This window comes from Rhodococcus sp. BUPNP1 (genome assembly GCF_002215235.1).
Lineage (GTDB): Bacteria > Actinomycetota > Actinomycetes > Mycobacteriales > Mycobacteriaceae > Rhodococcus.
On record NZ_NERM01000002.1, the window covers coordinates 331,357 to 349,297 of the forward strand.

Genomic DNA, 17,941 nt, shown 5'->3' on the forward strand with positions numbered 1-17,941 from the left:
TGCGTGCAGGTATCCGCCGGAGCACAGCGCGCCGGACGGGGACATGTGGAGGAAGGCAGGCACTGCAGTGGCCGTCGTTGACGATCGTGGAAATCCCGAATATTCGGGACCTCCCGAGGAACCGAGTGGAGACTTCGGTCGACAGCCCCCTCAGGATCTCGTGGCCGAGCAGTCCGTGCTCGGCGGCATGCTGCTGAGCAAGGACGCCATCGCCGACGTCCTCGAAGTGCTGAGGCCCGGCGACTTCTACCGTCCGGCCCATCAGGCCGTGTACGACGCGATCCTCGATCTCTACAGCCGCGGCGAACCCGCCGACCCGGTCACCGTGTCGGCCGAACTCGACCGGCGCGGCGAACTCAAGCGTCTCGGCGGAGCTGCCTATCTCGTGACGCTCACCCAGACCGTCCCCACCGCGGCCAACGCCGGTTACTACGCCGAGATCGTCGCCGAGAAGGCCGTCCTGCGTCGTCTCGTCGAGGCGGGCACCCGCATCGTCCAGTACGGCTACGCCGGCGCCGACGGCCAGGACGTCGCCGAGATCGTCGACCGCGCGCAGGCCGAGGTCTTCGAGGTCGCCGAACGACGCACCACCGAAGACTTCGTGCCGCTCGAAGAACTCCTGCAGCCCACGATGGACGAGATCGACTCCATCGCCAGCCGCGGCGGTATCTCCCTCGGCGTGCCCACCGGCTTCGCCGAACTCGACGAACTCACCAACGGCCTGCACGCCGGCCAGATGATCATCGTCGCCGCGCGTCCCGGTGTGGGTAAGGCGCTCGCCCTCGACACTCCCCTGCCCACCCCCACAGGCTGGACCACGATGGGCGAGGTCGGTGTGGGCGACGAACTCCTCGGCGCCGACGGCCGCCCCACCCGCGTCCTCGCCGCCACCGAGGTCATGCACGGCCGTCCGTGCTTCGACGTGGTGTTCTCCGACGGCACCGTGATCGTCGCCGACGAGCAGCACCAGTGGCGCACCGGCGACGGCGCGATCCGCACCACGGGCGAACTCGCCGCCACCGCCGAGGCGGGGCACACCGTCGCGAACACCCGGGCACTGTCGTTCCCGGCAACAGAGCTGCCCGTCTCCCCCTTCACGCTCGGTGCGTGGCTCGGCGGCCCGTCGTCCGATCCCGAACTGCACATGCGTATCGAGGGCGAAGGCGGCTTCACGAGCGCCCTCGTCGCGCTCGGCGCCCACATCCCCGCCGAATACCAGCGGGCATCCGAACCGCAGCGTCGCGAACTCCTCGCGGGTCTGCTCGACGCCGGCGGAGAGATCGACGACGACGGCACCATCCGGTTCGTCGGCTCGTCCGAGCGACTGACGCAGGGCGTGGCCGAACTCCTGTCGGGCCTCGGTCACGCGCCCGTGCTCGACGGCACCGAGATCTCCTTCACCACCGACGACGACGTCTTCGTCCTGCCCAGCAAGGCCGTGCGACACAAGGAATGCCGTGCCTCCGCGCCGCGCGAACGCCGCATCGTCGCCGTCCGCCCGGTCCCGTCGGTCCCCGTGCGGTGCGTCGAGGTCGACGGCGACCACATGTACCTCGCGGGTCGCGCGATGGTGCCCACGCACAACTCCACGCTGAGCATGGACTTCATGCGGTCGTGCTCCATCAAGCACGGCATGGCGTCGGTCATCTTCTCGCTCGAGATGGGCAAGACCGAGATCGTCATGCGTCTGCTGTCCGCAGAGGCGAAGATCAAGCTCGGCGACATGCGATCCGGACGCATGACCGACGACGACTGGACGCGTCTCGCCCGTCGCATGAGCGAGATCAGCGAGGCGCCGCTGTTCATCGACGACTCGCCGAACCTCACGATGATGGAGATCCGCGCAAAAGCGCGGCGGCTCAAGCAGAAACACGACATCCGTCTCATCGTCATCGACTACCTGCAGCTCATGTCGTCCGGCAAGAAGGTCGAGTCGCGTCAGCAGGAGGTCTCCGAATTCTCGCGTAGCCTCAAGCTTCTCGCGAAGGAACTCGAGGTTCCGGTCGTCGCGGTGTGTCAGCTCAACCGTGGTCCCGAGCAGCGCACCGACAAGCGGCCGCAGGTCTCCGACCTCCGTGAGTCGGGATCGCTCGAGCAGGACGCCGACATGGTCATCCTGCTGCACCGCCCCGACGCCTTCGAGCGCGACGACCCGCGTGGCGGCGAGGCCGACCTCATCGTCGGCAAGCACCGTAACGGCCCGACCGCGACGATCACCGTCGCCCACCAGTTGCACCTGTCGCGGTTCGTGGACATGGCGCGCGGCTGATTCGAGTCGTCGCCCCGCCCGGCGGCGAGGTGGCAGATCTCGGTCCGGCTCGGTGATATTCGTAGCGAAAGGTGTTCAGCAGCAGGAGGTTACGCCGGTCTCCGGCGTGGAGGTGTCGTCCGGGGCGCCGGTCGTGCAGCATGTCCCGCCGCCGGCTTCCTGCGGACCCTCGAGATGGTGCGGACTCGAGCCGAAGGTGGCCGAATCCGCCAGGACGGTGTACACCTCCCACTTCTCCCCCGCGGGCCCGGTGACCCACGCCTTGTCCTGAGTGGCGTAGCAACAGGTCGTGCCGATCTCCTCGTCGGCGAACAGGCCCGCCTCGGTCAAGCGGGCGATTTCCGAGTGCACCTTCTCGGACGAGTCGACCTCGACCCCGAGATGGTTGATCGTGCCGCCCTTGCCCGGGTTCTCGAACAGCACCAGCTTCAACGGTGGATCGGCGATCGCGAAGTTGGCGTAGCCCGGTTCGAGCTTGGCCGGTTCGGTGCCGAACAGTGTCGAGTAGAAGGCGACCGCTTCGGGCAGGTCGTCGACGTTGAGGGCGAACTGGATGCGTGACATGACTGCCTCCACCTGTGTGGCATATATCGAATTACCGCTCACAGGATGCTCCCATATTTCGACATATGTCAAGAAGGTGGCTAGGCTCGAATCATGCCGAAAGCTCTACCCGTGATCGATGTCCGCGCCCCGATCTGCTGCGAACCGGTATCGGCCGCGCCGATGAGCGACGACGCCGCCCTCGAGGTCGCGTTGCGGTTGAAGGCCCTGGCCGACCCGGTGCGCATCAAACTCGTGTCGATCCTGCTCACCGCCGACGAAGGTGCGGTGTGCACGTGCGATCTCGTCGCCGGTGTGGATCTGGCGGAATCCACGGTGAGCCATCACCTCGGACAACTGCGCAAGGCGGGGATGGTCGAATCCGAGCGGCGTGGGATGAACGTCTATCACCGTGCCCGTTCCGAGTCCCTCGACGCGCTCAGGGCCGTCCTGGATCCGAACTGCTGCCGCTGACGGTCGCAGACATATCCTCGAGGTGGAGAAGCGCCCAGGAAGGTAGTGATGACGTTCATCAAGATGTGCGGACTGCAGGACGAGGCGACGGTCGATCTCGCCATCGAACTGGACGTCGACGCGGTCGGTTTCGTCCTCGTGAAGAGCCCTCGTCGCATCTCCCCCGAGCGGGCCGCGACGCTCCGCACTCGCGTGCCGGCGGGAACACTCGCCGTCGGTGTCTATGTGAATGCGTCCCTCGACGAGATCATCGCGACGGCCCGGGCCGCGAATCTCGATCACGTCCAGGTGCACGACCTGCGGTCGGCCGACGACGTGCGCGTGCTGCACGACGCGGGATTCACGGTGATCCGTGCGATCAACACCGGAGGAGCCGAAGCGCTGTCGGAGGATTTCGGCGCCGACCTGCTGCTCGTCGACGGTGCGGTTGCCGGTGCCGGGAAGACGTGGGACTGGCAGGACCGCAGTGCCCTGCCGTCCGGCCGGTGGGTCCTCGCGGGTGGGCTGAACCCCGACAATGTCGAGAGGGCACTTTCCACGTCCGGAGCGTGGGGTGTCGACGTCTCCAGTGGCATCGAGGCCGAACGCGGCGTCAAGGATCCCGGTCTCATGCGGGCGTTCGCCCAGGCGGTCCGGAGAAGCGCCCCGGAGTGACCCGGTCCGGGGCCGAGCCCCGGAGTGCCCCTGCCCGGGTGATCCGGCGTCAGTGCGCGGCGTCGGCCTTCTTCCGCCGCGGGATCAGGTGCATGATCAGCACGACGAGTGCGCCCACGACCAGGCCCACCAGAGCGGACGCCACTGTCCCAGCGGTCCACGACAGCACGCCGCCGAATCCACCGTGCACGAGCTCGCCGAACCAGTGCTCGAGATCGTGCAGACGATCGGCAGGCCAATGGAATCCGGCCTCACCGACGTTGACGAGCAGGATGTGTCCGCCGACCCACAGCATGGCGGCGATCCCGACCACGGTGAGAACGGTCATCAGCTTCGGCATCGCCGTCACCAGACCGCGACCGATGCGCTGAGCGAAAGTGGATTTCCGTTTCGCGAGCGCAAGGCCGACGTCGTCCATCTTCACGATCAGCGCGACCACGCCGTACACCAGGATCGTGATGAGAACGGCTACGACGATGAGGACGAGCAGGCGGGTGAGGAAGGGTTCGTCCTCGACCGAGGCCAGCGAGATCACCATGATCTCTGCGGACAGGATCAGGTCGGTGCGGATCGCGCCGCTGACCATGGACTTCTCGAACTCGGGACCCTTCTCCGCCGCGGTGGTCTCTTCTTCGTGGTGACCGCCGGTGAGCGCCTCGTAGACCTTCTCGGCGCCCTCGTAGCAGAGGAACAGACCACCTGCGATGAGCAGATAGGGCAGGGCCTGCGGGAGGAACTGACTCAGGATCATCGCGACCGGCAGGATGATCAGGAGCTTGTTGCGGATCGAGCCGAGCGCGATCTTGCGGATGATCGGCAGCTCGCGATCGGGGGTGAACCCGTGCACGTAGCGAGGGGTGACGGCCGTGTCGTCGACGACCACGCCCGCTGCCTTGACGCTCGCCCTGCCGGCTGCGGCGCCGATGTCGTCTATGGATGCCGCGGCTGCCTTCGCAAGCACCGCGACGTCGTCCAGAAGGGCGACGAGACCACCAGCCACGGGAACCTCCCACAGTTCGGCTGCACCGAGCCGATCGACCGACACGCGATTGCGAGTCGTCTCGGAACGCTACCGGACCTGCGACGACGTGTAACGCGATGTCCGGAGCATGTCGGCGACGACCTGCCTCCACACCGAGCGACCTGTGCGGGTGCCCGGCATGACAGATCTGTGGGTACCCGATGGATGTGGTTGCCGAACTCGATCATGCCGGTGACGTCGGTTCGGCGATCAGTGCCTCGACCTTCGTCCGGATCTCGTCACGGATCGGACGGACGGCGGTCACGACGCACCTCCCGCGCGTGCGGCGAAGCGTGTGCGCAGAGCCAGGGCGACGTACACGAGTGCGACGAGGACGGGCACTTCGATGAGGGGGCCGACGACTCCCGCCAGTGCCTGCCCGGACGCGACCCCGAACGTGCCGATCGCGACGGCGATGGCGAGTTCGAAGTTGTTGCCCGCGGCGGTGAAGGCGAGTGTGGTGGTGCGTTCGTAGCCGAGTCCTACTGCAGCGCCGAACAGATACCCGCTCCCCCACATGATCGCGAAGTACGCCAGCAGGGGCAGGGCGATGCGTACGACGTCGAGTGGTCGCGAGGTGATCTGGTCGCCCTGCAAGGCGAACAGGACCACGATGGTGAACAGCAGTCCGTACAGCGCCCACGGTCCGATGCGCGGCAGGAAGGTCTGCTCGTACCAGTTGCGGCCCTTCGCCTTCTCGCCGAATCGACGAGTGAGGAAACCGGCCACGAGTGGGATCCCGAGGAAGATCAGCACGGATTTCGCGATCTCCCACGGGGAGACGTCGAGCCCGGTCTGTTCGAGACCGAGCCATCCGGGCAGCACCGACAGGTAGAACCAGCCGAGCGCGGCGAACATGATCACCTGGAAGACCGAGTTGATCGCGACCAGCACGGCAGCGGCTTCCCGGTCGCCGCACGCCAGGTCGTTCCAGATGATCACCATCGCGATGCAACGCGCGAGGCCGACGATGATCAGACCGGTGCGGTATTCGGGTAGATCCGGAAGCATCAGCCACGCGAGCGCGAACATCAGTGCAGGACCGACGATCCAGTTGAGGATCAGCGACGAGATCAACAGGGTGCGATCACCGGTGACCGTGTCGAGACGGTCGTAGCGCACCTTCGCCAGCACCGGGTACATCATGATCAACAGGCCGAGGGCGATCGGCAGCGAGATTCCGTCGATCTCGATGAAACCCAGGGTTTCTCCGAGTCCGGGAATCATGCGACCGAGCAGCAGGCCGACGACGATGGCGGCGCCGATCCACACGGGAAGGAAGCGATCGAGTGTCGACATCCTGCTCATCACGGGACTGTCCACCGCGGTGCGCTCGCTCATGCGGGTGCCTCGGCCGCTTCGATCCCGAGCACCTCGGAGAGTTGCCGTAGTGCGGCCGGAACCACCCAGTAGTAGACCCAGGCGCCGCGACGCTCGCACTCGAGCAGGCCTGCCTCGCGCAGAACTCTGAGGTGGTGCGAGATCGTCGGTTGGGACAGATCGAACGATCCCGAGATGTCGCACACGCACGCCTCACCGCCGGCGTGGCTCGCGACGAGGGACAGTAACCGCAGGCGCACCGGATCGCCGAGGGCCTTGAACATCCGGGCGAGGTCGACGGCGCGATCGCCCGTCAGGGGTTCGCGCACGAGCGGAGAACAGCAGACGTCGTCACCCGCGGGATCTTGATTCGACACGTGTCTATATTGACAGATGTCGAATCCGCAACCGGATCCGGATGGTGAAGCCGTCCGGATCGGACACGGAACAATGGGCGGCATGGCCAACTCGCCGTCCGGTGATTCGATGCTCGACCGCGTCGTCCGCATCCTCGAGTCGTTCGACGACACCCAACCCCGCCTGACCGTCGGGAGTCTCGCCCGCAGGTCCGGCATCCCGCAGGCCACGGCCTACCGGCTCGTCGGCGAGCTGGTGCAGCACGGGCTGCTCACCCGGGACGACGACGGGCGGGTGCGGCTCGGTCTGCGCCTGTGGGAACTCGTCGCGCGCAGTGCACCCGCGCGCGATCTGCGGGAGGCGGCGCTCCCCTTCCTGCAGGACGTGCAGTCGGTGGTGCACCAACACACCCAGCTCGCGGTCCTGCAGGACGACGAGGTCCTCGTCCTCGAACGGCTGTCGGCGTCCGATTCGGTGGTCAATCAGGCGTCGGTCGCGCGCCGGCTCCCCGTCCACGACACGTCGCTGGGCATGTCGATGCTCGCGTTCTCGCCTGCGGAGGTGCAGGAGTCCTATCGGCGACGACATCCCGAAGTGGAGAGGCGGTTCGCTGCGACGACGAGAGATTTCCGTCGCGCGCTCGCGGAGGTCCGCCGACGGGGCTATGCGCGCTTCGACGGTGTGCTCGACGAGGGCACCACGGGCATCGCGGTCCCCGTCCTCACGCGGTCGGGTCATGCCCTGGCGGCGCTCGGCGTGGTGGTCCCCACCGGCGCGTCCCGGCAGCAGGCCGTCGTGCCCGTCCTCATGGCCGCGGCCCGCGGTATCGCGCGCGGAGTGGGTGAGCGACCGCCGGACTGACCCGACCGTTTTCTCATTGAACGAGAAGACGACGTGTGCGGTGGGAGAGGCGCACGACACTCGACGGGACGCGAATCGGATACGCGCAGCGGAGGACGAAAACATGAACGCAACCCGCACGGTCGTCACGACCGAGGTCGGCATCGTCGGCGGCGGCCCGGCAGGTCTCATGCTCTCCCACCTCCTCGCGAAGGCGGGGATCGACAACATCGTCGTCGAGAAGCGTGATCACGAGACCATCCGGACCACCCACCGTGCGGGCATCCTCGAGCACGGTTCGGTGTCGCTGCTCACCGAGAGCGGAGTCGACACCCGTGTCCTGGACGAAGGGCACCGTCACGACGGCATCGATCTGCGATTCGGCGGTGAGAGCCACCGCATCGACTTCCGGGACCTCGTCGGTGAGTCGGTGTGGTTGTATCCGCAGAACGAGGTCTTCGTCGACCTGGCCGCGTCGCGGCGACGCGACGGTGGCGATGTGCGCTACAGCATCTGCGACACAGAGGTTCTCGACATCACCACCGACACACCGAAGATCCGTTTCACCGAATCCGACGGCACGCCGGTCGAGATCCGGTGCCGCATCCTCGTCGGAGCCGACGGATCGCAGAGCATCTGCCGCAAGGCGATTCCGGATCACGTCCGCACCGACCACTTCATCGAGTACCCCTTCGCATGGTTCGGGATCCTCACCGAGGCCCCGCCGAGTGCACCCGAATTGATCTATGCGCGTTCGGATCACGGATTCGCACTCATCAGCCAGCGCAACGAGTCGGTGCAGCGGATGTACTTCCAGTGCGACCCGTCCGAGGACGCGTCGGCGTGGAGCGAGGACCGGATCTGGGACGAGCTGCAGCGGCGCGTCGACGGCCCCGACGGTTTCGAACTGAAGCGCGGCCGGATCTTCGAGCAGATGGTCCTGCCCTTCCGCTCGTACGTGTGCGAACCGATGCGGCACGGAAACCTCTTCCTGGCAGGCGATGCCGGCCATACCGTTCCGCCGACCGGTGCCAAGGGACTCAACCTCGCCCTGGCCGACGTCCGGGTGCTCTTCCGCGCGCTCGACTCGTTCTTCTCCACCGGCTCGTCCGACCTGCTCGACGCCTACAGCGACACGGCGCTGCAGCGTGTGTGGAAGGCGCAGAACTTCTCGTACTGGATGACCTCGATGCTCCACACCCGTGAGGACGCAACGTCGTTCGAGAACAAGCGGGCGCTGGGCGAACTCGCCGCGGTCGTCGGCTCCCGGTACGGGCAGCAGTACCTCGCGGAGGCGTACACGGGCTGGCCCGACCGCTGAGCGTCACGGCACGCGCGACAGGAGCTCGTCGAGTCGATCGAGAACTCTTCTGTTGAGGAGGGTGCGGTTGCCCATCTCGCAATGCCCGCCCGCACCCTCGGCGTCGGTGAACGGGATGAGGGACACCTTGTCGCCCAATCGATCTCCGAATGTTCCTGCACCGCGTGCAAGGGCATCGCTCTCGGCGGCAGTCACCACGACCGGGCACGAGATACGCTCCCCGACCTCGTCGAGCGTGTACGCGTTCATCTCCGCGAACAGTTCCCGGATGTCCGAGACCCCGTTGACCCAGAATCCACGGGCGACGATCTTCCAGAGCAGCGACGGATCCGACTGCACCGCAGACATGATCGCGTCGGCGTCCTGCGCGCTCATCGAGAGAGGATCGTCGAGGACCTCGGGGGAGAGGCCGAATGCTGCCCCGAGGGCCCGGGTGCCGGCCGCGACGCTCCACTGACCGGGATCGGCGACCACCGCGGCCAGGCGATGCTCACCGGATGCTGCGCGCGGCGCGAGATACCCACCGAGACTCCAGCCGCTCAGGACGATGCGCTCGGGGTCGACGATCGGTGAGGTGATCGCATGGTCGATCACCGTGCGCACGACCACTTCCCAGTCCGGACGCATCGGCATGTTCTGCTTGTAGAGCATCTCGCCCTGGCCCGGTCCGTCGAACAGGAGACAGTGGTAGCCGCGTCGCAGTGCTGCAACCGCCGACGCGAAGTACATGTCGGTGATCGTGGCGTCGTATCCGTTGGTGAAGACGATGAGCGGCCGCACGCTGTTCTCGTGGCCGGGTGCGGGGATCAGGTAGCCCGGCAACGTGGTGTCCTCGAACGGAATCCTGGCAGCCTCGACGGGTGTGTCCCCGATCGCCAGCCCGGCATCGAAGGCCGCGACCTGCTTGTCGAAGGCGGCGATCAGACGTGGGTCGACGGGAGATCCGTACAGCGGGTGGTAGGCGGTCGCGTAGTAGGCGCTCGCCCGCAGGAACAACTCGCGTGCCGAGTCGTCGTGCCCGGCGGTCGCGCAGGACTCCGCTTCGGCGACGAGACGGTCCCCGCTCTCGACCCACGCCCGGTAGAAGTCCCCGTCGTCCCCGTCCCCCACCTGCCGGGCCACTGCGGCGATCTCGCCGAAGTCGGCACCGCCGTAGGGGATGTAGGCCAGCGGCCAGGTTCCGAACTCGTCGTGCAGATGATCGTGGAACAGCAGACCCATGCCGGTGCTCCTTCGAGCCGAGGTTCGCGGATCGGGATTCTCTTTGCACGGTGACGGCACGACGACGTCACCGATACCCGAATCAGCGGATTTCACCCTCGATTTCGTCGAACAGGAGTCCGAGCACCGTGTGCACGGCCGGATTGGGATCGTTCCGCCGCCATGCGGCGCGCAGATCGACGTCGGGTGTCGGCTCGTCGACCGGGACGAAGGCGACGTGCGGGTCGTCGACGTTCGCGGCGACGGACGCCAACGTGAGGTGGCTCTGCAGTCGCAGAGGGATAACCGTTTGCGTATTCAATGTGCATTTCGTAGGTTCGTGGCCTACGAAATGCACATTGGAAGGTTGTACGGACTGTGAGCATGACACGGGGAACACCGCTGCCGGCGGAGCTGGCGCGATCCGCGATGCGAACCTTCCGGCCCCAGGACGTAGCGCACGTATACGCGCATCCCCGACCGGAACTGGCACGCCTCACCGATAAAGGCCTTCTTCACAGAGTCGCCCCCGGCTACTACATCGTCGTCCCGCAAGATCAGGTGGGACGTCACTGGGTTCCCGGCCTCGAAGCTGCAGCAGCAGGGATCGCCTCGGCAATCTACGGCGCCGACCACATTGCACTGATGGGTGTCAGCGCAGCCCGATTGCTAGGGGCGATTCCACGTGCACTGGCCACCGCGGTCCTCGCGGTTCCTCGTGCTCACAGACCCATCGAGCTGAGCGATCGCGACGCCACGGTGCGGTTTGTGCAGCGTGACACCAGCGTGCTCGATGTAGAGCGGGTGGAGACATCGCTCGGAGCTGCACTCGTCACAAGTCCTGAACAGACACTGCTCGACCTCGCCCGCCGGCCACTTCTCGGTAACGCAGAGAACGAGATCCCGGCTGCGGTCGCAAACCTGTACCGTCGCAGCGACCCTGAACGACTCGAACAGCTGGCCAGACCTCAGCGTCTCGTCGCCGCATTGCGGCGCGCCGAGATATGGGCGGGAGTGCACCCGTGAACTTCGACGAACGTGACGCTGTTGCCGCCCGGTTCGGGGTCTCACCGGAACAGGTTGAGCGTGACCACCTCATATCTCACTTGCTCGCCGCGATTGCGGATCGATTCGCCGACCGTGTGCACTTCATCGGCGGCACCGCGCTCGCACGCACCCATCTCCCCCATGGTCGCCTCAGCGAAGACATCGACCTCGTTGCCATGGGCAACCGCACCACGCTGGCCACCGAGCTCGACGCTGCACTCGTACGTGCCGTCGCGCGCACCCATGGCCGGTTGATCTGGGGACCAACGCTTGCTGAGATCAAAGACACCGAGGCCGCGAATCTCCGCACCACCACCGGCCTGTCCATCAAGATCCAGTTGCTGTCGTCGCGAGATCGCACCGTGTGGCCTGCAGAAACCCGAGATCTGGAACAGCGCTACAGCGACGCGCCGCGGGCAACGTTGACGGTGCCGACCTTGGCCGCGTTTGCAGCGGCCAAGACCGCGACATGGCACGATCGACGCGCGCCGCGTGACCTGTGGGATCTGTGTGCATTGGCCGAGATCGGGGTCAAGTCCCGTGAGGTGGTGTGCGACCTTGTCGCGTGATTCCTCATCGTCATCAGGTGGGCAACTCCACCTGCGGAAGCGGCGTGTGGATGGACTCCTGCCTGCGGGGCGCGCTTGCCTGTCCTGTTAGACGATCGGATGATCCCCAAACAGCACACCCCGAAACGGTCCGGCGCTCGATCGTGTCCTGGGAAGACGGCCGTCCGACCGTCCTGTTTATCCGTCCTGCATGTCAGTCTCATACAGCTGACCCAAACAGCACGGTGGTCGCCGTCATGGACGGAATCCTGATCGGCTATGCCTGTCGAGATGTAGTGAAGATTAGCGAGATGGACCCGACAGATTAACTGGATGCTGCGAGGTCTGTGCGCCCGACCTGCGTTTTCCCGGGTGCTGTGAACATGCCACGGTCTATGTAGAAGCGCCGCCCCCGTCGAACCACTGGTCTGCCTTGCGCAGCACGGAGAGCGGAGGTGGGCGGACGCCACCGGACCGGTGATCGGGCCGCGTGCGTACACAAACCTGCGGTTCATGGGTGTTCGGCTACCGGAGGCGGGAGCGGTCGAGCAGCTCGGCGACGTCGAGCAGTTCCGGCGGGTTCATGTGCTGGCGCGGCAGGACGTGCACGCCCGCAGCGGTGACCCACACGGTGCCGGCTCCGTCGATGGTGACATCCGGGCGGGGACTGCGGATCGGGGTGCTCGAGATCGGCTCCCAGGTGACCGGATCGAGGCGGGTGAACAGCCAGTATTGGTGGTGATCGGCCGGATACACGGCCGGTCCCGGCAGTGGCCACCACCGCCCACGGCCGGAACCGTCCGGGGGATGGCCGACGATCCAGAGCAGATTATCGATCTGTCCGCCGCCGAGGACATGATCAGGCAGCGAGTTCGGCGGGGCGAGGGTGAGATCGTCGAGTATCCGATAGGCGGAGGTGCCGTCGACGATCGTCGGTGGAAGACCGGTCAGAAACGGCCGATAGGACGTCATGGCGGTTTCCAGCGGCGGACCGACGGTTATCGTGCCGTGCAGATCGACCCGGACCAGGCGCGCCGCTCCGAGCGCGCCGGTGCTCGGGTCACGCCGGCGAAAGAGCAGGACAAACCCACCTTCGCAGGTCGTCATCGATTCGAGGTCGCCCCACTGCTCGGCAGGGTGCCTCACCAGGTCCTGTCCCGGGCGAGCGAGGATCAGCTCGGCGGTGCCGCGGTCCGGCACCGCCACGGCGAGCAGGGTCTGGGCATGGGCTGCGCCGTCTCGAATCGGTGTGTCGGTGATCGCCTCGACGGTGCCGCCCCGGGTGCAGTGGAAGATTCCGTCCCAGCCGCCCACCCAGCAGCCGTCGGTGTGTGCCCATACCGAGCGGGTGCGATTAGCCGGCGGAGTATCGAAGATCTGCCCGGGCACGATGTACTCGCGCACGCGCCGGCTGGCGTCGAGATGCACAACCAGGGGCAGCTCACGGTCGGCGATCCACAGGTCCGACTCGTGCGCGGAGATCGCGGCGGGGACCACGCTCGGCCGCAGCGGCGGTGGTGGCACATCGGTCAAGTCGAGATCCACCAGCACGCCCACCTCGTGGATGCGTTCGACCAGCGGGTCGGGGCCGGTGGGCCGGGCAACATGGGCGAACGATCGCGGGGAGGCGGTGACCTGCCGGTAGCGACGGGTGCCCGGCACCGGCCGGAACGGCGAGTGCGGCTGATCGACCTCGCGCCGGTACCGATCGGATGCGACGCGAATACGCCTGACCCGGCCGCGGATCCGCCCGGTGGTGGCGTAGGACAAATCACCGATCAGCCGGCCGGTGACCTCGACCTGACCGAGCACCGGACGACGGGTATACCAGGTGGCCGTCCAACCCACACCGCGCAGCAGCACGGTCCAGTCCCACCACTGCCGTCCGTCCCCGGGCCTCTGCAACGCGGGTTTTCCCGAGTGCAGGGGCTCGGCCACAGCGCGAAGCGTGACGATCGACGGATCCGCCGGATCGGCAAATATCTCCTCGAACAACAACGGAAACACCGCGACGGCACCGACATCCGGGGGTGGTGTCTCCCCGTCTTCGATCGACACAGCGGTCACCAACACCGGCAGCTGAGTCTGCGGACGCCACACCTGGTCGGGCTCTGTCACCCTGACAGCGTGCCCGAGACGCTGCCGCCGCGCACGATCGGCGATGCAGCCGGCCGAGTCGTGCATTCTGCACGAGTACTGCCGACACGCCCGCGATCCGTCAATGTGCAGCGGCGTGTCCGGCCAGTCTTCGCTGCATCTCTACAGCAGGTGTAGGTTCTACGAGCCAGTATCGGTTTCCGTATTCGTGTCGGTGAACCTTCTCATCTCGGCGTTTCCCCAGTTCAGAGGTAGAGGCGCAGTGAGATGGGGGCGGAATGTCTGTGGACTTCGACAAGCTCGCAAGCATCCCTTCCTGGCATGAGCTTGGAACCGCGCAGGTCCAGAGCTGCACTTGCACTACTGACTACTTCAGCGCGAACCTCCATCGTCGACTCTCCCGTCCAGGAGTGTTTCTGGGGATCGGCTGTGGCCTTCAACTCGGTTGTTCGTGCAAGTTCGGAAGGCCCAACTGGTTGTTCGCCAGATCAATCGAGAAGCAAGGATTTGATCAAATAGTGTCGGTAGCGGGTTCTCGCCCGGGTCTCATTCCGCGATCCTGGCAGCTGAAGTGTCAGTTTTCAGAAATGATTCATTACAGAAAGAGATGAACCCCGCCATCCCGTCGCAGGGGGGTAGAAATTTGATCAAATGTTGGTAGTCTCGGCACATCCTCGCTGTCATCATCGAGCTGAACTCTCGTTGTGGAAGGAGTTGCTGATATGAGGGAAGACATCCTCGGCCGGTCCCGCGTGGAGGACACCGACGAGCTGGTGCAGTTCTACCGCCGGCTCGAGACGATGGGCGCCGGAGCGTTGTGGACGGTGGCCAACGACATCGAGCCGTGGTATCCGCAACCGAAATCGGTGCCGATGCTGTGGCGTTATCAGCAGCTGCGACCGTCGGTGCTCGAATCCGCCTCGTTGGTCTCCGGTGACGATGCCGGCCGACGGGTGGTGATGCTGGTCAACGACGGCCGCAAGGACCTCAGTGCGGCCGTGGGTCTGCTCTACACCGGACTGCAGATCATGAACCCGGGCGAGTCGATGACCGCACACCGACACGCAGCCTCTGCCCTGCGGTTCGTCATCGAAGGTGAAGGAGCGTGGACGATCGTCGACGGCGACCGGCTCGAGGCCGGAGCGCGGGATTTCCTGATCACCCCGAGTGGCACCTGGCACGAACACGGCAACGATTCGGCCAGCTCCCCGGTGATCTGGCAGGACGGACTCGATATCCCCCTGGTCAACACACTCGACGCGAACTTCTACGCCGTGCATCCGGAGCTGCATCAACAACCCGGAAAAGTCGTCAACACCTCGCTGCACGAGTACGGGTCCGGGATCCTCACCCCCGCCGACCGCGGATGGAGCAAGCGTTACTCCCCGCTGCTGGCCTACCCGTGGGAACGCACCTACGAGGCGTTGCTCGCCCGCGCCGAGGTCTCCGACGGATCACCGTACGACGGCATCATCATGGAGTACGTCAACCCGCTCACCGGCGGTTCGGTCATGCCGACGATGGGCGCGCACATGCAGCTGCTGCGTCCCGGTCAGGCCACGCTCGCGCATCGGCACACCGGGTCGGTGATCTATCACGTGGCCAAAGGCCGCGGTCATTCCATCATCGGCGGGCAGCGGTTCGACTGGCAGGAAAACGACATCTTCTGCGTGCCCTCGTGGGCCTGGCACGAACACGCCAACGACGACGACCGCAACGATGCGTGCCTGTTCTCGTTCAACGACTTCCCCGTCATGCACGCACTCGACCTCTACCAAGAAGCCGCCTACACCGACAACCACGGACACCAAACCGTAGAAGACACCCTCGAACCGGCGACGACGGTGCAGCAGTAAGTACATCACCACCGTGGATGCAGTGCCCCGAGCACCGCAGACAACGGCCTCGAAGAAGGATCTGGAACTTCCATGGGTAAGTACATCGATATCGTTAAGGCCTCTGGCGAAACATTCGCCGCCTACCTCGCCGAACCTGAGCAGGGATCCGGACCCGGCCTGGTCTTGTTACAGGAGATCTTCGGCGTCAACGACTACATGCGCGAAACCGCCGAGCTGTACGCCCGAGAAGGCTACGTTGTGCTCGTGCCGGACCTGTTCTGGCGATCCGAACCGCGCGTGGAACTGGGTTACGACGACAACGGCGTTGCCCGCGGACTGCAACTTCGAGATGCGCTCGACAATGACACCGCGATCGACGACATCGCCGATACCATTCGCACCCTGCGTGCGTTCGACAATCAGGCCGGGGGGGTTGGCATCGTTGGATACTGCATGGGCGGGTTACTGTCCTATCTATCGGCGGTACGTCTCGACATCGACTGCGCGGTAAGTTATTACGGTGTCGGCGTACATGAGCACCTCGACGAGGCAAAGAACCTGCAGGTGCCGACCGCATTCCACCTGGCCGAGCTGGACGCATTCTGCCCCGAGCCGGCGCGAACCGCTATCCGTGCAGCGTTTACCGACAACGATCTTGTGCAGATCTACGACTACGACGGTGTAGACCACGCGTTCGGCACGACCGGACGAGACGTATTCGATCCGGTTGCAGCCGACCTCGCTTACGCTCGAACACTGGCAGTGCTACGCAACACGATCGGCCCCCGATACGATCTCAACGCGATCTGGGACAATCACGTCTACCACGAATTCGTCACCCGCGATGTGCCCGCGACCATGGCGACGATGATCGATGAACCGTACGTCAACCACATCCCGACACTTACTGGCGGAGTGGGACAGAAGGATCTGTCCCGGTTCTATGCCTACCACTTCGTCCCTACCAATCCCTCCGACCTGAAGTCCATCACCCTGTCTCGTACCGTCGGTGCCAACCGGATTGTCGAAGAACAGCTGCTGTGCTTCACACATGATCGAGAGATGGATTGGCTTCTTCCCGGTATCCCGCCCACCGGCAAGTATGTGGAGATCCCCCTCGTGGCCATCGTCACCATCGAAGGCGACAAGCTTTGCAACGAACATATCTACTGGGATCAGGCCGGTGTGTTGGTGCAGATCGGCTTGCTGGAACCGACCGGACTTCCTGTGGCAGGAATCGAACAAGCACGCAAGCTGGTCGACAAGACTTTGCCGTCGAACGAGTTGATGGCGAAATGGTCCACCAGCGAGGGGAAGCCGATTTCGTGACGGCCTCCGCACCGGAACAACACCGTAGCGCTTTGGTCACCGGCGGCGCCGGCGCCATCGGACGACATATCTGCCTTGCTCTGGCCCGATCCGGGTTCGCCGTCGGAGTCGGCTATCGAGGTGACAGCACACGGGCACAGGAAGTCGTAGATGAGATCAACACCGAGGGCGGAGCCGCAAGGGCCGTCCCAGCGGTGCTGGACGATCCGGACTCGGTGATTCCGACGATCGCAAGGATGCACGCCCAACTCGGCCCTCTGGGTGTGCTGGTGAACAATGCGGTGGCCTGGCCAGACAATGTCGAGCAGGCGGAGCCTTTCTACCAGACCACAATGGACTGGGCGTCGCTTGTGCGCACGAATCTCGAGGGCACCTTAGCGATCACTCGGCATTGCGCACAGGCAATGGCCCACCACCACTGGGGACGAATAATCACCGTCTCCACCGATCTGGTCGACGGTTCGATGCAGTCCGATGTCTCGTACATCGCCGCCAAGGGCGGGATGACTGCGGCCTCACGCGCGCTGGCGTGGGAGCTGGGGCCGGCAGGAGTCACGGTCAATCTCGTAGCTCCCGGCCTGACCGCCGAGAAAGGCGCCACGATTGCCCCGCATGTCGTCGCCGAGCTCGTCGAACACACTCCGCTTCGCCGGTTGGTGACAGCGGCCGAGGTCGCCGCGGCGGTGGCGTTCCTCGCGTCCGAGAATGCAGGCGCGATCACAGGACATGTCCTGACGGTCAGCGGCGGGCACTGAATCTCTTCGTTCCTTCGCTTCCGTCGAGCAGCAAAGGACGTAACGGAACCCGTGCGCCGCACACTCCGGCCGATAGACGAGGACAACGACACCGGACCCTAGACAGATGCAGTGCCCCGCCAAGCTCATCCTTGGCGGGGCACTGCATCTGTCCAGGACGAGAACCTCGCCTGCTTCAGAGTGACTGAACGCAACTCGTCTGGGTAAGTCCCGGGGAGTGGTGGGAATCGGCTGAGCGCATCCGGCCAGGTCCGCGGCGTGTCGCTCCCTCGCCGAGGGTGGGCCATCGCGTAGTGATCAACGAGTTACCTCTCACAGTGACTCACAG

The 17,941-nt window shown here is 65.4% G+C and carries 17 protein-coding genes; 10 read left to right on the forward strand and 7 right to left on the reverse strand.

Annotation, left to right across the window (positions count from 1 at the left end):
- Window positions 1–67 precede the first annotated feature (67 nt).
- Entirely contained in the window at window positions 68–2,269 is a 2,202-nt protein-coding gene (gene dnaB / locus B9C99_RS03405; protein ID WP_088896957.1) for a replicative DNA helicase, read from the forward strand.
- Window positions 2,270–2,344: 75 nt separating this feature from the next.
- Here dnaB and B9C99_RS03410 read toward each other — a convergent pair whose 3' ends face one another.
- Window positions 2,345–2,833 (reverse strand): ArsI/CadI family heavy metal resistance metalloenzyme, encoded by a 489-nt coding sequence (locus tag B9C99_RS03410; protein WP_088896984.1) that lies wholly within the window; start codon window positions 2,831–2,833, stop codon window positions 2,345–2,347.
- A gap of 93 nt (window positions 2,834–2,926) precedes the next feature.
- Here B9C99_RS03410 and B9C99_RS03415 point away from each other — a divergent pair, with 93 nt between their 5' ends.
- The gene (locus B9C99_RS03415; protein ID WP_088896958.1) at window positions 2,927–3,286 is read left to right on the forward strand and encodes an Rv2640c family ArsR-like transcriptional regulator; all 360 of its coding nucleotides are present in this window, start codon (window positions 2,927–2,929) and stop codon (window positions 3,284–3,286) included.
- 48 nt (window positions 3,287–3,334) lie between these two features.
- The gene (locus tag B9C99_RS03420) at window positions 3,335–3,940 is read left to right on the forward strand and encodes a phosphoribosylanthranilate isomerase (protein ID WP_088896959.1); all 606 of its coding nucleotides are present in this window, start codon (window positions 3,335–3,337) and stop codon (window positions 3,938–3,940) included.
- Window positions 3,941–3,989: 49 nt separating this feature from the next.
- Here B9C99_RS03420 and B9C99_RS03425 read toward each other — a convergent pair whose 3' ends face one another.
- The 3 genes from B9C99_RS03425 to B9C99_RS03435 all read right to left on the reverse strand — a co-directional run bounded on the left by B9C99_RS03425 (window position 3,990) and on the right by B9C99_RS03435 (window position 6,658).
- On the reverse strand, window positions 3,990–4,940 hold the full coding sequence (locus B9C99_RS03425; protein ID WP_172414857.1) for a DUF808 domain-containing protein: 951 nt from the start codon (window positions 4,938–4,940) through the stop codon (window positions 3,990–3,992).
- A 282-nt stretch (window positions 4,941–5,222) separates the two neighbouring features.
- A complete protein-coding gene (arsB, locus tag B9C99_RS03430) occupies window positions 5,223–6,302 on the reverse strand; it encodes an ACR3 family arsenite efflux transporter (RefSeq protein ID WP_088896961.1) in 1,080 nt (359 codons plus the stop codon).
- Window positions 6,299–6,658, reverse strand: a complete 360-nt coding sequence (locus B9C99_RS03435; protein WP_088896962.1) for a helix-turn-helix transcriptional regulator — start codon at window positions 6,656–6,658, stop codon at window positions 6,299–6,301. The genes arsB and B9C99_RS03435 overlap by 4 nt, the downstream gene beginning before the upstream one ends.
- 82 nt (window positions 6,659–6,740) lie before the next feature.
- Here B9C99_RS03435 and B9C99_RS03440 point away from each other — a divergent pair, with 82 nt between their 5' ends.
- A complete protein-coding gene (locus tag B9C99_RS03440; protein WP_088896985.1) occupies window positions 6,741–7,499 on the forward strand; it encodes an IclR family transcriptional regulator in 759 nt (252 codons plus the stop codon).
- Window positions 7,500–7,602: 103 nt separating this feature from the next.
- The gene (locus tag B9C99_RS03445) at window positions 7,603–8,799 is read left to right on the forward strand and encodes a 4-hydroxybenzoate 3-monooxygenase (RefSeq protein WP_088896963.1); all 1,197 of its coding nucleotides are present in this window, start codon (window positions 7,603–7,605) and stop codon (window positions 8,797–8,799) included.
- A 3-nt stretch (window positions 8,800–8,802) separates the two neighbouring features.
- On the opposite strand, the gene B9C99_RS03450 is transcribed toward B9C99_RS03445, so the two are convergent.
- Together B9C99_RS03450 and B9C99_RS25805 are read right to left on the reverse strand one after the other, a co-directional pair.
- Complete coding sequence (locus B9C99_RS03450; RefSeq protein WP_088896964.1) at window positions 8,803–10,020, reverse strand: alpha/beta fold hydrolase; 1,218 nt, start codon at window positions 10,018–10,020, stop codon at window positions 8,803–8,805.
- 82 nt (window positions 10,021–10,102) lie between these two features.
- Window positions 10,103–10,321 carry a hypothetical protein gene (locus tag B9C99_RS25805; RefSeq protein WP_216359287.1) on the reverse strand — a complete coding sequence of 73 codons (219 nt, stop codon included), beginning with the start codon at window positions 10,319–10,321 and terminating at the stop codon, window positions 10,103–10,105.
- Window positions 10,322–10,383: 62 nt separating this feature from the next.
- Here B9C99_RS25805 and B9C99_RS03455 point away from each other — a divergent pair, with 62 nt between their 5' ends.
- Both B9C99_RS03455 and B9C99_RS03460 read left to right on the forward strand, forming a co-directional pair.
- Window positions 10,384–11,025 carry a type IV toxin-antitoxin system AbiEi family antitoxin gene (locus B9C99_RS03455; RefSeq protein ID WP_143543541.1) on the forward strand — a complete coding sequence of 214 codons (642 nt, stop codon included), beginning with the start codon at window positions 10,384–10,386 and terminating at the stop codon, window positions 11,023–11,025.
- Window positions 11,022–11,615 (forward strand): nucleotidyl transferase AbiEii/AbiGii toxin family protein, encoded by a 594-nt coding sequence (locus tag B9C99_RS03460; protein ID WP_172414851.1) that lies wholly within the window; start codon window positions 11,022–11,024, stop codon window positions 11,613–11,615. The genes B9C99_RS03455 and B9C99_RS03460 overlap by 4 nt, the downstream gene beginning before the upstream one ends.
- 504 nt (window positions 11,616–12,119) lie before the next feature.
- Here the strand turns inward: B9C99_RS03460 and B9C99_RS03465 are convergent.
- Window positions 12,120–13,712 carry a hypothetical protein gene (locus B9C99_RS03465; RefSeq protein ID WP_253249965.1) on the reverse strand — a complete coding sequence of 531 codons (1,593 nt, stop codon included), beginning with the start codon at window positions 13,710–13,712 and terminating at the stop codon, window positions 12,120–12,122.
- A gap of 701 nt (window positions 13,713–14,413) precedes the next feature.
- Here B9C99_RS03465 and B9C99_RS03470 point away from each other — a divergent pair.
- From B9C99_RS03470 to B9C99_RS03480, 3 genes are all read left to right on the forward strand, one after another.
- Window positions 14,414–15,547: a cupin domain-containing protein gene (locus tag B9C99_RS03470; RefSeq protein WP_088896967.1), complete on the forward strand. Its 1,134-nt coding sequence runs from the start codon at window positions 14,414–14,416 to the stop codon at window positions 15,545–15,547.
- A gap of 72 nt (window positions 15,548–15,619) precedes the next feature.
- Entirely contained in the window at window positions 15,620–16,858 is a 1,239-nt protein-coding gene (locus B9C99_RS03475) for a dienelactone hydrolase family protein (protein WP_088896968.1), read from the forward strand.
- Window positions 16,855–17,613 carry an SDR family NAD(P)-dependent oxidoreductase gene (locus B9C99_RS03480; protein ID WP_157741807.1) on the forward strand — a complete coding sequence of 253 codons (759 nt, stop codon included), beginning with the start codon at window positions 16,855–16,857 and terminating at the stop codon, window positions 17,611–17,613. The genes B9C99_RS03475 and B9C99_RS03480 overlap by 4 nt, the downstream gene beginning before the upstream one ends.
- Window positions 17,614–17,941 lie beyond the last annotated feature (328 nt).

Bases quoted from the DNA above. Each gene is read 5' to 3' on its own strand.
- B9C99_RS03420 (WP_088896959.1), top strand. From the start codon at position 3,335: ATGACGTTCATCAAGATGTGCGGACTGCAGGACGAGGCGACGGTCGAT.
- B9C99_RS03470 (WP_088896967.1), top strand. From the start codon at position 14,414: ATGAGGGAAGACATCCTCGGCCGGTCCCGCGTGGAGGACACCGACGAG.
- B9C99_RS03445 (WP_088896963.1), top strand. From the start codon at position 7,603: ATGAACGCAACCCGCACGGTCGTCACGACCGAGGTCGGCATCGTCGGC.
- B9C99_RS03450 (WP_088896964.1), bottom strand. From the start codon at position 10,020: ATGGGTCTGCTGTTCCACGATCATCTGCACGACGAGTTCGGAACCTGG.
- arsB (WP_088896961.1), bottom strand. From the start codon at position 6,302: ATGAGCGAGCGCACCGCGGTGGACAGTCCCGTGATGAGCAGGATGTCG.
- B9C99_RS03475 (WP_088896968.1), top strand. From the start codon at position 15,620: ATGGGTAAGTACATCGATATCGTTAAGGCCTCTGGCGAAACATTCGCC.
- B9C99_RS03410 (WP_088896984.1), bottom strand. From the start codon at position 2,833: ATGTCACGCATCCAGTTCGCCCTCAACGTCGACGACCTGCCCGAAGCG.
- B9C99_RS03440 (WP_088896985.1), top strand. From the start codon at position 6,741: ATGGCCAACTCGCCGTCCGGTGATTCGATGCTCGACCGCGTCGTCCGC.
- B9C99_RS03455 (WP_143543541.1), top strand. From the start codon at position 10,384: ATGACACGGGGAACACCGCTGCCGGCGGAGCTGGCGCGATCCGCGATG.
- B9C99_RS03415 (WP_088896958.1), top strand. From the start codon at position 2,927: ATGCCGAAAGCTCTACCCGTGATCGATGTCCGCGCCCCGATCTGCTGC.